The organism is Pseudomonas chlororaphis subsp. piscium (assembly GCF_003850345.1).
In the GTDB taxonomy this organism is placed as follows: domain Bacteria; phylum Pseudomonadota; class Gammaproteobacteria; order Pseudomonadales; family Pseudomonadaceae; genus Aquipseudomonas; species Aquipseudomonas piscium.
The window spans coordinates 3,580,709-3,593,419 of the sequence record NZ_CP027707.1; the positions used below are offsets into that span (position 1 = coordinate 3,580,709).

Annotated in this window: 9 protein-coding genes; 8 read left to right on the top strand and 1 reads right to left on the bottom strand. The window is 59.3% G+C overall.

Annotated elements, in window-relative coordinates:
* The first annotated feature begins 155 nt into the window (after positions 1–155).
* The 8 genes from C4K38_RS16475 to C4K38_RS16505 all read left to right on the top strand — a co-directional run bounded on the left by C4K38_RS16475 (position 156) and on the right by C4K38_RS16505 (position 12,006).
* Positions 156–2,045 carry an exo-alpha-sialidase gene (locus C4K38_RS16475; protein WP_124345289.1) on the top strand — a complete coding sequence of 630 codons (1,890 nt, stop codon included), beginning with the start codon at positions 156–158 and terminating at the stop codon, positions 2,043–2,045.
* A 225-nt stretch (positions 2,046–2,270) separates the two neighbouring features.
* Positions 2,271–2,399: a hypothetical protein gene (locus C4K38_RS32730; RefSeq protein WP_269458477.1), complete on the top strand. Its 129-nt coding sequence runs from the start codon at positions 2,271–2,273 to the stop codon at positions 2,397–2,399.
* 127 nt (positions 2,400–2,526) lie between these two features.
* Positions 2,527–3,348 (top strand): aldo/keto reductase, encoded by an 822-nt coding sequence (locus C4K38_RS16480; RefSeq protein ID WP_053279302.1) that lies wholly within the window; start codon positions 2,527–2,529, stop codon positions 3,346–3,348.
* Between the two features lie 149 nt (positions 3,349–3,497).
* A complete protein-coding gene (locus C4K38_RS16485) occupies positions 3,498–6,326 on the top strand; it encodes a response regulator (protein ID WP_053279303.1) in 2,829 nt (942 codons plus the stop codon).
* A gap of 34 nt (positions 6,327–6,360) precedes the next feature.
* Positions 6,361–7,503 carry a response regulator cyclic di-GMP phosphodiesterase PvrR gene (gene pvrR / locus C4K38_RS16490; protein WP_462687213.1) on the top strand — a complete coding sequence of 381 codons (1,143 nt, stop codon included), beginning with the start codon at positions 6,361–6,363 and terminating at the stop codon, positions 7,501–7,503.
* A 112-nt stretch (positions 7,504–7,615) separates the two neighbouring features.
* Positions 7,616–10,831, top strand: a complete 3,216-nt coding sequence (locus C4K38_RS16495; RefSeq protein ID WP_053279305.1) for a hybrid sensor histidine kinase/response regulator — start codon at positions 7,616–7,618, stop codon at positions 10,829–10,831.
* A gap of 74 nt (positions 10,832–10,905) precedes the next feature.
* Positions 10,906–11,553: a response regulator gene (locus C4K38_RS16500; protein ID WP_053279306.1), complete on the top strand. Its 648-nt coding sequence runs from the start codon at positions 10,906–10,908 to the stop codon at positions 11,551–11,553.
* A gap of 39 nt (positions 11,554–11,592) precedes the next feature.
* Positions 11,593–12,006, top strand: coding sequence for a TIGR03067 domain-containing protein (locus C4K38_RS16505; RefSeq protein ID WP_053279307.1), 414 nt, complete (start codon positions 11,593–11,595; stop codon positions 12,004–12,006).
* Between the two features lie 27 nt (positions 12,007–12,033).
* On the opposite strand, the gene C4K38_RS16510 is transcribed toward C4K38_RS16505, so the two are convergent.
* Positions 12,034–12,660, bottom strand: coding sequence for a TetR/AcrR family transcriptional regulator (locus C4K38_RS16510; protein WP_053279308.1), 627 nt, complete (start codon positions 12,658–12,660; stop codon positions 12,034–12,036).
* Positions 12,661–12,711 lie beyond the last annotated feature (51 nt).

The following is a 12,711-nucleotide window of genomic DNA, read 5'->3' on the forward strand; positions in this document are numbered from 1 at the left end:
CATATTCATTCAGCTAAATAAGGAGGTCTTTATGATTCGCTATAGAGCAGCATGATCCATCTATTGGAAATCAATCCAGAAGGCAGACATCCGGGCTCTTCAGCCGGAGTTTCACATGTTGTATTTGGATTTACAAAAAACTCAAGGAGAAACTCATGAACACAAACTCCCCTGCAGCTGACGGCCTTGTATTCCTTGCCACTGATCTATCGAACCCTAAGTCGATAATCTTCAGCGCATGCTCAGATATAATCCAGGATGTGGCGAAAAAGATAATCCAAGTGGTGGAAGGCGTTGAGAACATGAACAACTTTCCATCTGGCGTGAACTTCAACAATCAATTCTATTGCTTCTACGAAAACAGCGGCAGCCTTTATTACAACACCTATATTGGCGGCAGCACCTGGTCGAGCCAATCCGTGCCGATCCCCAATGTAACCTTGTCCTGCAGTCCGTCTGCCGTTGAGTTTACTGTCAATGCGGTCGCTACATTATTCGTGTTCTATCAGAGCAGCAGTGGAAATGGAGAGCTTCTCTATATCACGTCAACCGATGCAGTAAACTGGTCCCAACCTACTCAGGTGCCCGCGTGCGGACTATCAGCATCACCCTCCGCAGTCGTATTTCCTGTTTCTGGAAATCAAACCCTATATATCTTCTACCAAGGGGAAGGAAATGCCAAGGAGGTCTATTACTCGACATCTACAGACGGGGTTCATTGGTCGCAGAGCATATTCCTATCCACAGGACTTGACTGCGCAGCATCACCGTCTGCGACAGTTCTAAATAATGTCTTGTATTGTTTTGCAAATCCCGCAGCAGAAGGAAGCAACGCAGCTCTAGTCTATGCTACCTCTAGTAATGGAAGTACGTGGTCCGGTAACAACACTGTGCCGGGTGCCAATATTTCCGGGAGCGTCTCCGCTACGACCTTCGAGGGGAAGATATATGTTTTCCATGAGGGCGCGGATTTCAATGGCCAGCTATGGTGTTCTATTTTTGATGGTACAAACTGGTCTCCGGATGCCCAAATCAACAATTTGAGCGTCACAGAAAATACATCCATGGCCGTTTACAATGGGCAACTTTATTGCTTTACCCAAGATTACAACAACACGGGAGCGGTGTCATATAGCGTGTTTATTGATGAGGTTTGGTCCTGGGCGACCAGACTTAACAAGGTTAGCATGTCGAACACACCATCGGCTGTAGTCTTCTCCCCTAACAACACTCTCTATTTATTCTACAAAGGACCAGGTAATAATCTTGGGCTTTATTATAGCATCCTTAGCGGAGAGGGAGGCTGGTCAGAAAGCCAATCGTATGCTGCCGGTACTAATGCGCAGATGTGGGACTCTCCCTCTGCAATACAATATGGTAACTCCATATACATTTTTCATCAAGGGCGGTCCGAGGATGGTGAGTTGTGGTATAGCATCTGGAATCCAAGCCAGGGGGGTGGGGGATGGAGCCAAGACAAGAATGTTCCCAACATTGGGATGAGCTACTCTCCGTGCCCGGTGGTATGGGACAACAATATTTATGTGTTCGTTTCGGGCTCTGGTTATAGTAGCCAGATGTGGTATACGTGGAGCTCGGACGGTGGCAGTAGTTGGCAAGGAAATGTTCCAGCCAACGGAGTGAATATGTCCTATGCGCCAGCAGCAGTGGTTTATACAGTCAACGGCAGTCAGACTCTTTATATATTCTATCAAGGCGGCAGCAATGACGGTGCACTTTGGTATGTAACATCGACTAATCCGTCCAACTCACAAGGTTGGTCTTCACCCATCAAAATCCCTGGAGTGAGCATTGCTCAATCGCCATCCGTGGCAGTTGTTAATGGAAGTAGTGGTAGCCAGATTTACGTTTCGTACCAAGGTGCCGGCGCCAACTCCGGGCAGTTCTATTATATAACTTCGTCAGATGGGCACACATGGAGCGGTCCAACGCAAGTCACAAGCCCGAATCCTCAGTTTTCTGGCAGCCCTGTAGCGGCGATTGCATTAATACCAGACGCTTTGGCTGTGCCATTCCTGCAGTAAGGGAAGCACCGAGAAGGTCAACCCGGCCATATCCTGTCTAGGGAAACTCCGAATAGACCGGCTACGGGTATCCGATTGACGACCTAATCGCTTTATAGGTCGTTCTTCGGGGACGGGTGTCACCAGAAACCAGGGTTTTGCCCTGGTTTCTGCATTCTACAGACGAACTTCGCCTGCCTTGGCTCGCCACGGCGCACCGCCAGTGTAATCAACGAGGTAAGGAACATGGACTTCGTTGCTGATGCGCTGTTCGACGGCCGTCGCTTGCACACATTGACCGTGATCGACAACTTTACCCGTGAACGCATGACGGACAAACGCGTCACGGTAACGCCTTTCCGGCGCACGCCATGACCCAAGGAAATAATCGGTCTAACCTCCCCTGATCTTTCTCGGGAAACACCCGCCAGCCTCTGCGTCGCCTTGACCGCTCGACACGGCTTTGCTTCTCTGGGCCTTCGCCAACCTTCAGGAGATTGTCATGCGAACACTCGAGCTGGCGGGCGTGCCCGTCCCGGTGATTGGCCAGGGTACCTGGCGCATGGGCGAGGAGCGCCACCAGCGCAACGCCGAGATTGCCGCACTGCAGGCCGGTATCGAACGGGGCATGAGCCTGATCGACACCGCCGAAATGTACGCCGAGGGCGGCGCGGAAGAAGTGGTCGGCGCCGCCATCACCGGCCAGCGCGACCGGGTGTTCCTGGTCAGCAAGGTGTACCCGCACAACGCCAGCCGCAAAGGCATTCCCCAAGCCTGCGACCGCAGCCTGCGCCGCCTGGGTACCGACTACATCGATCTGTACCTGCTGCACTGGCGTGGGCAATACCCTCTTGAAGAAACGGTGGAGGCTTTCGAGCGCCTGCGCGAGGACGGCAAGATCGGTCGCTGGGGCGTGTCCAATTTCGACCTCGATGACCTCGAGGAACTGGCGAGCCCGGCCTGCGCCACCAACCAGGTGCTGTACAACATCGAAGAACGCGGCATCGAATTCGACCTGCTGCCCGCCGCGCAACAGCAGCGCTTGCCGCTCATGGCTTACTGCCCTATCGCCCAGGCCGGCAAGCTGCTGCATCACCCTGTGCTACAGCAGGTTGCCGAACGCCATGGCGTGACCACGGCCCAGGTTTCGCTGGCCTGGGTCCTGCGTCAGGACGGCGTGATCGCCATTCCCAAGGCGGTGCACCCCGAACATGTCCGGCTGAACGCCGAGGCGGCCAGGTTATGCCTGAACGACGAAGACCTGGTGGCCATCGACCGAGCCTTCCCCGCGCCTCTGCGCAAGCAGCGACTGGCAGTGGTCTGAACCTGCTGTCGCGAGCCGCAACACACCGAAAAAACCTGGCGCCCATGCCAGGTTTTTTTCGCCGTGAACAGGGCTGGAAGCGGCGAAATACCGGCGACTTTAAGGATCGTCCTATCCCGGATTTCTGAGGCTTTATTTAGAGTGGGTCAATGAGATTAAAGACCTACCTTCATCAGATCAGTCCCGTATTTTCCAGTCCAGAAGCCGCCAGCAGGTTGCTGCGTCTTTTCGCGCTCATTCTTTTGGTCGGCATCCTCGGTGCCGTCTACAACTTCCTCAATTCCACCCTCAGCAACGACATTTCCCGGCGCCGCGGCTACATGAGCAGCGCCATCGCCGAAGCCCAGACCTTCTTCACCAGCCGCGAGGCCTTGCTGGAAAGCCTCAGCCTGTCCGCGGTGCGCCGTTCCAAACAAGCCCAGGCCTTGGTGTACCTGCCCTCCAGCGAAGAGCTGCACCTGCAACTGGGCGACATCGATGACCCCTGGAGCATCTGGCTGAGCCAGCGCATGCGCGAATATTTCAAGGCCAAGCAGGTCAACCTGCTGTATGTAAGCTCCGGTCCCGAGGCTCGGGTCATGCGCCTCTACAGCAGCAACCCCACCTCCCCCAACCTGCCCAGTACCATCCTCTCGAAGCTTGAGGCGCTCAACCATGGGGAGCGTCCGGACACCAACGAGCTGTGGCTCACCGATCAGTCCACGCAGACTTCGCAGCTGTACATTTTCACCCGGCTCGACGAGCGCTCCGATGACTCCGGCTGGCTGGGCCTGGAAATGGATGGACGGGAAGTGCTCAAGGCCCTCAGCGACCAGAGCGCCGGCGAGTTCATGATGTTCAACTCCGAAGGCGCACTGCTGTTCACCAACACCCCGGCCGGCCGCCTGGGCCAGGCCCTGCAGCAACTGCAAGGCAGCAACTTCTTCGGGTTTGTCGGCAGTGGCTGGTGGCCCGATCACCTGGTGATCCGCAAGCAGCTGATGACCTCCGACTGGCAACTGGTCTACTCCTTCAGCCTGCGCGCCCTGCTGATCGCGCTCTGGCCCCAGCTGGCCGGCACCCTGGTGTTCTGCCTGTTCAGCATCAGCCTGATCTGCCTGCTGACCCGCCGCATCGAACACCGCTTCATCACCCCCGCGCTGAGCCGTATCCAGGCCCTGGTCGAGAGCGAGCTGTTCAGCCGCGACGTGATCCAGACCGCGCCCGTGGCCTTGTGCGTGCTGCGCCGTACCGATGGCCAGGTGGTCCTGGAAAACACCCTGGCGCAGCAGTGGCTGGGCGACGGTATCGAACGGGAAATACTCTGCGCCGGCTGGATCCAGCAAGCCTTCAAGAGCCACGAACCGAACCGCTTCGACTACTTCGAGACCACCGACGGGCGCCATCTTTACCTGAGTTCCGCGCCCACCCGCTACAAGGGCGAGGACGTGTTGTTCTGCGCCTTCAGCGACATCAGCGCGCGCAAGCAGGTGGAAGCCGCGCTGGAAGAAGCCCGGCAGATGGCCGACGCGGCCAACGAAGCCAAGACCCTGTTCCTCGCCACCATGAGCCATGAAATACGCACGCCGCTGTATGGCGTGCTGGGCACCCTGGAGCTGCTCGCCCGCACCCAGTTGGATACCCAGCAGCGCGACTACCTGCGCGCCATCGAGTGTTCTTCCTCGACCCTGTTGCAGTTGATCTGCGATGTGCTGGACGTGTCCAAGATCGAAGCCGGGCAACTGGCCCTGGAACTGAATGAGTTCTCGCCACTGGACCTGGTCCACGAGCTGATCCAGGGCTATTCCGCGGCGGCGTCGAACAAGGGCCTGCTGCTCTACTCCTGCGTGGACCCGCAAATCCCCGAGCGACTGATCGGCGACGTCACCCGCATCCGGCAGATCCTCAGCAACCTGCTCAACAACGCGGTGAAGTTCACCGACCTGGGGCGCATCGTGCTGCGGGTCAACCTGCTGAGCCGCGATGGCGAGCGCTCCAGCATCCTGTGGCAGGTCTCCGACACCGGCAAAGGCATTGCCCAGGATCATCAACCATTGATCTTCGAACCCTTCTATCAAACCGGCGGCAACGCCAACGTGGTGGCGGGCACCGGCTTGGGCCTGCCGATCTGTCAGCGCCTCACCCAATTGATGAACGGCAGCCTGCGCATGGTCAGCGAACTGGGGCTGGGCAGCAGCTTCTCCCTCACCCTGCCCCTGGAAGCGGCGATCGATGGGCCGGTCACCCTGCCCGCCACGCAGCTGCTGCCGGAAACCATCTATGTGATGTCCAGCGTACGGGAGCTGGCGGAATCCATCGGCGGCTGGCTGCGCCAGTGGGGCGCGCGGGTGCAGCTCTGCCATCCCTCGAAGATCGCGCCGACCAGCGACTGTCTGCTGGTCGAGGTTCACCCCGGCGAACTGGAACAGCGCCTGCAACCCGACTGGCCCGGTCCGCTGATCCTCGCCACCGGCACCGGCAATAACGAACCCCAGGTTCGTACCGGGTGCTGGCACGTGAACCTGAACCACCTGCGCTCCATTCATCAGGCGGTCAGCCAGGCCCAGGGGCTGTGGGTGGCCAAGGCCGAGAACCACAACGAACACTGGACGTTGAAACAACTGAACCTGAACGTGCTGGTGGCCGAAGACAACGTCATCAACCAGCTGATCCTCAGGGATCAGCTGGAAGAGCTGGGCTGCAGCGTGGAACTTGCGTCAAACGGCGAGGAAGCCCTGTCGATGTGGAATCCCGAGCGGTTCGATCTGGTCCTCACCGACGTCAACATGCCCGTGATGAATGGCTATGAACTGGCCAAGGAGCTGCGACGCCGTGGCTGTACGGTCCCGATCATCGGCGCCACGGCCAATGCGATGCGTGGAGAAGAAGAGCAATGTCTGGCGGCCGGAATGAACCATTGCCTGGTCAAACCTTTTGCATTACGCGCCCTGTTCAATTACCTAGCGCCCTATGAAAGAGCGAAGAATGAAGCCCTGTAGCATATTGATCGTTGAAGACCATCCCTTCCAGCACATGTACCTGCAGCATCTGTTCGGTGAGCTGGGCCCCTATTACCTGGAAGGCGCACGGGATGGCGAAGAGGCGCTGGAACGCTTGAAATGGCGCAAGTTCGACCTGGTGCTCACCGACCTGTTGATGCCGGGAATGGATGGCGTGCAGTTCATCCAGAGGCTGGCGGCCCTGCACTCCAAGCCGGCGCTGGCGATCATGAGCTCGGCTTCGCGGCGCATGCTGATGAGCGCCAGCCTGGTTGCCAAGAATCTCGGGGTGAAAGTCATCGGCCTGATTTCGAAACCGGTGAACCTTGCTGCCCTGCAAACCCTGACCACCCAATTGAGCATTTCGCAACCAAGCTCGCCGCGCCCCTTGCCGGCCTCCATGCTCAGTCGGGCCGCGCTGGCCCAGGCCATCGAGGAAGAGCAGTTCGAGGCCTGGTTCCAACCCAAGAAATCGCTGTTCAACGGCCGCATCGTCGCCGCCGAAGCCCTGGTCCGCTGGATGCACCCGACACAAGGCATGATGCTGCCCGACACTTTCCTGCCCGCCCTCAAGTCCTTCGATCTCGAGGAGGACCTGCTGTGGCTGGTCCTGCGCCAGGCGATCCAGGCCCAGGCACGCTGGCGCCAGCAGGACTACGATATTCCGGTGTCGATCAATCTGCCGACCCACCTGCTCAACAGCCACGACCTGGCGGACCGCCTGTTCGACTTTGTGATGGAGCATCAGGGCGTACCGGGGCAGATCTGTTTCGAACTCATGGAGTGTTCGGTGCCCCAGGACATCAGTAACTTCTATGCCGGCGCCTGTCGTTTGCGCATCAAGGGCTTCGGCCTGTCCCAGGACGACTTCGGCAAGGGCTACAGCTCGTACATGAACCTGGTTTCGACTCCGTTCACCGAACTGAAGATCGATCGCGCCCTGGTCCAGGGATGCCACGCCAGCGAAGAGCTGACCAAGGCCCTGACCAGCATCATTGCCCTGGGTCGCCAACTGGGCCTGACCGTGGTGGCCGAAGGCGTGGAAAGCGCCGAAGAGCTGGCGCTGTTGCGCAAGATCGATTGTAGCCAGGTGCAGGGCTTCCTGATCTCGCGCGCAGTCCCCTCCGAACAGTTTCAACAGTTGCTGGTGAACGACGGTCCAGCCGCCAGTTATTGAACCGAGGACATCCACCCCTTCAGGATTACATGCCCCACATCACTGACAAGTCGTTGTTTAAAGGTAAAATCCTCAAGGCTTCGACTTTTTCATGCTTTTTTGGATACCAGTGATGAACCATCAGGACACGCTTCTCGAGAATCTGAAGCGATACTCGACTCGCCTGAACAAGGGATTGTTGATTTTTCTCGGCTTGACCCTGCTGTTGATCGCCATCAGTTATTGGTCGTCGCACAAACTGCTCGAAGAACAACACGACAGGTTCAAGGCGCACTTTGCGCGGATGATGGAAGACATCCGCGAACATGAAGACTTCCTCCGCGGCGTGGCCGTGCAAAGCACCAAGGTGCCCTTTCACACCAACGACTCGGGTTCGTACCTGAAAAGCGCCTTGCCCGAAGAGGGACCGCACAACTACCTGGGCCAGGAATTTGCCTTTTCCACGCCCTTCAGCCTGTCGGTCAATCACCAGAACGTCGAGCCTGACACCTTGGCCAGGCTATCCGAGCTGGGAGAGCACCTGACCGACTATTACAGCGCCTTCTGGTCCACGTCCCATTACCAGTCACCGCCGTTTTTTCTATTCGATGCCGAGGACAACTTCAATATCGGCATTCCAGCAGCCGGGCATTCACGAGACCCGCTCTGGAAAAACGACACCCCCAACAAGGCACTCGTCCTGCAAACACTCAAGCTTCTGCTGGCGAAAGATTCGGCGCGGACCGATGGCGCGGTCGATTGGCACCCCCTTGCCCCGCAGCAAGACAATGAGGCCCCCGTCCGGCTGCTGGCCTATGTCAGCGCCCATCTCGGGCCGCAATGGTCACGCGTCCAGGGCACCGGTAACCAGGTCGGCATAGCCTCGCTGTTGAGCATGGATCTGGTCAATGACATCAAGCGACTCATGCCGTGGTCGACCTATGACCATATCGCCCTGGTCGCCCCCTCCGGAAAGGTGCTGAGCGGTTCGCTGCAACCGGGCGTCACGCTGCATGACGGGCTGAACATCACCGGCGACGGCATGGTCTTCAAAGTGACGAGCCATTCCGCCGAGCCCTGGACCGCCCTCTACACCGTCGGTTTCAAGAGCTACTTCAACTACACCCTGTGGCCCCTGCCGGTCTTGCTGGCCCTGCTGATCGGCGGCATTGGCTGTGGCTGGCTGGTCAGTCGGCGGTATCAGTCGCGGATCGTCAAACCGGTCTATGAGGCTTATCAACGCACCATCGAAAGCGAGGCTTTCAGCCGGGCCGTGATCGATAGCGCGCCCACCGGCCTGTGCGTGGTGCGCCGCTCGGACTTCAAGGTCCTGCTGGAAAACCGGAAAGCCCAGCAGTGGCAAGGCAGCACAAGACTGCGAGCGGCCCTGGAGAGCCGACAGGACCTGTCCGTCGCCGGTGAAGCCCGGCTGGACATCGAGGGTACTCACCTGCAGGTAGGCTTCGTGCCCACCCGTTACCAGGGCGAGGATGCCTTGCTCTGTGCCTTCCACGACGTGACCAGTCACATCGAGGGCGCGGCCATGCTGGAGCAGGCCCGACGCTCCGCCGCTGCGGCGAGCGAAGCCAAGACCCTGTTCCTCGCCACCATGAGTCACGAAATACGCACCCCGCTCTATGGCGTTCTGGGCACCCTGGAACTGCTCGGGCTGACGCGCCTGGATGCCCGGCAGCGCGAGCACCTGCAAACCATCCAGCGCTCGTCCAGCACCCTGTTCCAATTGATCAGCGATGTCCTGGATATTTCCAAGATCGAATCCGGGCAGATGGCGATCGAGTCCCAGGAGTTCTGCCCGTTGCAGATGATCGAGGACACCCTGCACGCCTACAGTGTCTTCGCCGAAAACAAAGGCTTGCTGCTGTATGCCTGTGTCGATGCGACGTTGCCCGACCAACTGCTGGGCGACCCGGTGCGTATCCGGCAAATCCTCAACAACCTGCTCAGCAATGCCATCAAGTTCACCGACACCGGGCGCGTGGTGCTGCGGGTCAGGGTCCTGGAATGCATGGATGGCCAGGCCAGCCTGGAATGGCAGGTCACCGACTCCGGCATCGGCATTTCGCCAGCCCAACAGGAACGCCTGTTCGACACCTTCTACCAGGTACGCGACGCTTCCAGCGAGGCCGGTGCCGGGCTCGGCCTGGCGATTTGCCGCTGGTTGACGGAAATGATGGACGGCCAGATGCGCGTGGTCAGCGAACCCGGCCTGGGCAGCAGCTTCTCGCTGCGGCTGGGGCTGAAAGTCATGCCAGGCTCGCTGGAAGACTGCGCGGACATCCTGCCAACCACCCAGGCGGTGTATGTGCGGGCGCCCGCCGTGGAACTGACGCAGAGCACCTGTGACTGGCTGAATCGCCTCGGCGTGGTCGCCAAGCCATTGCCGGCCTTTGTCGAAGAGTCGCGCCAGGCCAACCTGCTGGTCGATGTTCTACCCTCCGACAGCCTGCCCGCCTGGGCCGGCCCCCGGGTCCTGTGCGTCAGCGGCGAGCACCCTCCGGCCCAGCCTCTGCAGGGTTGCAGCGTGGATGTCCATGATGTACGGGCCATTGCCAGGGCTGTCTCGCTGACCCTGCACGGAAAAACCATCGCACCCGCCGCTCCCGAAGGCGACCTGAGCAGCAGGCTCGGCCTGCATATCCTGGTGGCCGAGGACAACGCGATCAATCAGGCGATCATCAAGGAGCAACTCGAAGCCCTGGGCTGCACCGTGACAGCCGCCTCCAATGGCGAAGAAGCCTTGCAGCTCTGGCAGCCGCAGGTGTTCGACCTGGTGCTGACCGATGTGAACATGCCGCTGCTCAACGGCTATGAACTGGCCCGTGCCCTGCGTGAGCGTGACCGGGAGATTCCGATCGTCGGGGTCACGGCCAATGCCATGCGCGAAGAAGGCGCCCGCTGCATGGCCGTCGGCATGAGTGCCTGGCTGGTCAAACCCTTGAGCCTGCAGACCCTGCACCAATACCTGTCGAATCTCTGCGCGAATGCGCCTGCCCAGGAACCGCAACCGATGATCGATGCAACGCCTCCTCCCACGACCGGCGACACCATGATCGAGCTGTCCCCGAAAATGCGCGAGCTGTTCATCAGCACCATGCGCCAGGATGTCCAGAGCGTGACGGACGCCCTCGACGCCCAGGATGCCAAGCGGCTCGCCGAGCGGCTGCACAGTGCTGCCGGGGCGCTGGGTGCCGTGCAGTTGAGCGGACTGGCGAGAAGCTGCGCCGAACTGGAATCCCGGATACTGCAAAGCGCGATCACTTCTTCCGTGACCCTGGAGGTGAAAAGCCTGATACAAAGCTTGACGGATATTCTTAATGCACTTGAATGAGACGCGACAAGATTTGATGAACGCAATCCTTTACTCTTGCTCCCTACCAACCGGCGTATTACGAGTGGCTAGTCATGGAAAAATATAAAGTAGTCATCGCCGACGATCATCCGATTGTTCTGCTCGGCGTTCGCGAGTTGATGGAGCGGGAAAGCGACTTTGAAATAGTCGGTGAGGCGATCAGCTCCCAGGGCTTGATCGAGATCCTCGAACAGCAGCCGGTCGATATCGTCATCACCGATTACAACATGCCCGGGGACTCGCCCTACGGCGACGGCCTCAAGCTGGTCGAATACCTGAAGCGCCACTTCCCGCGCCTGCAGATACTGATCCTGACCATGATCTCCAACCAGTTGATCCTCACGCGCCTGCATGAGCTGGGGGTGGTCGGGGTGATCCAGAAAAGCCAGCTGCACAATGAAATCCAAGTGGCGCTCAAGACCATTGTCGAAAGAGGTTCTTATCAGAGTCTCGAACCTGCGCCGAGCTCGGTTATTGAATCCAGCGCGAGCATCGACGACCGGATTTCCATGCTCTCGCCCAAGGAGTTTGAAATCTTGCGGCTGTTCGTTTCCGGCAAGAGTGTCAGTGACATTGCCCGAAGCCAGAACCGCAGTTCGAAGACCATCAGCGCGCAGAAAATCTCCGCCATGCGCAAGCTGGAAGTCGAGAGCGATCAGGACCTGCTGACGTACTGCATCGGTCGCAACATCTTCAACTGACCCCCTCCCATCCAGCGAAGACAGAAGGCCCGAACGACGATGACCTGCGACGACCAGTTCGACCTGCAACAGCTTCAAGGTGCCTGGGAACAGGTGGAGTACGAGGACAACGGGGTCAGCAACCCACCTGACGAACATGGCCCCCCAGGAGCTCTTACCCTGATCCAGGGGCAAGGGTTTCGCGTCGTGACGCTTGAGGGCGAGTTGTTGCTCGCGGGTAGTTTCACCCTCGACACCCGGACCACGCCGAAGTCCATTACCTGGGTCGACTCCATGGGCGCCGACACCGGCAAGCACTTGCCAGCCAGCTATCGACTGGAAGGCGATGACTTCGTCTTCATCGCCGCGGACGAGGGCCAGCCCAGGCCCACCGAGTTCCGCACCGGGCCGGGTGAAACCCTGCGCCGGTTCGTCCGCGTTTCACAGGATGGCACAGGCCTCGGCAACCGCTGAGGTTCGCGCATTGGGCCGGCATGCCCGTCACGCCCTGGCCCGTTCTATTTCCCGCCCCGCCAGCTCGCCGATCGCCAGCAACACAGCGCAATCCGCGCCATCCTGGGCCTGTACCGACATGCCTTGAATGATCGCCCCGATATACCGGGCCAGCGCCGCTGCCTGGGTATCGGCGCGCAGTTGCCCGCTGGCGATGCCCTGCTCGATATGCGCTTCGAAGGCCTTGAGGGTGTTGGCCCGCAAGGTGCTCACAAACTCACGAATCCCATCGTTTTCCACCGCGCAGGTCAGGGTCGCGGTGGAGATCATGCAGCCCCGCGGCCGGCCCGGCAGGCTGTACTCATGGGCCGCCTCGCGCAGCAGGCGGAGGAAGCCGTCGACCACATCCGTCTCCTCGCGCAGTGCCCGTTCGGCAAAGGCCCCGGTGCTGCGCTGGTAATGCGCCAACGCCTGCTGGTAAAGCTCGGCCTTGGACCTGAACGCGGCATACAGGCTTTGCACCGTGATGCCCATGGCCGCCGACAACTCCGGCATCGAGGCGCCTTCATAACCCAGGCGCCAGAACACCTCGGCCGCAAGGGCCAGGACCTGGTCGCGATCGAAGGCAATCGGCCGTCCGCGACGACGCACCACGGCAGCAGGGTTATTTATCATAATGATCACTATTGAAATTAGAGCGAATGCCGGTTAATCATAACGGACATT

Coding starts and splice junctions, on each gene's coding strand:
- C4K38_RS16500 (WP_053279306.1), top strand. CDS start 10,906: ATGGAAAAATATAAAGTAGTCATCGCCGACGATCATCCGATTGTTCTG.
- C4K38_RS16505 (WP_053279307.1), top strand. CDS start 11,593: ATGACCTGCGACGACCAGTTCGACCTGCAACAGCTTCAAGGTGCCTGG.
- C4K38_RS16480 (WP_053279302.1), top strand. CDS start 2,527: ATGCGAACACTCGAGCTGGCGGGCGTGCCCGTCCCGGTGATTGGCCAG.
- C4K38_RS16485 (WP_053279303.1), top strand. CDS start 3,498: ATGAGATTAAAGACCTACCTTCATCAGATCAGTCCCGTATTTTCCAGT.
- C4K38_RS32730 (WP_269458477.1), top strand. CDS start 2,271: ATGGACTTCGTTGCTGATGCGCTGTTCGACGGCCGTCGCTTGCACACA.
- pvrR (WP_462687213.1), top strand. CDS start 6,361: ATGTACCTGCAGCATCTGTTCGGTGAGCTGGGCCCCTATTACCTGGAA.
- C4K38_RS16495 (WP_053279305.1), top strand. CDS start 7,616: ATGAACCATCAGGACACGCTTCTCGAGAATCTGAAGCGATACTCGACT.
- C4K38_RS16475 (WP_124345289.1), top strand. CDS start 156: ATGAACACAAACTCCCCTGCAGCTGACGGCCTTGTATTCCTTGCCACT.
- C4K38_RS16510 (WP_053279308.1), bottom strand. CDS start 12,660: ATGATAAATAACCCTGCTGCCGTGGTGCGTCGTCGCGGACGGCCGATT.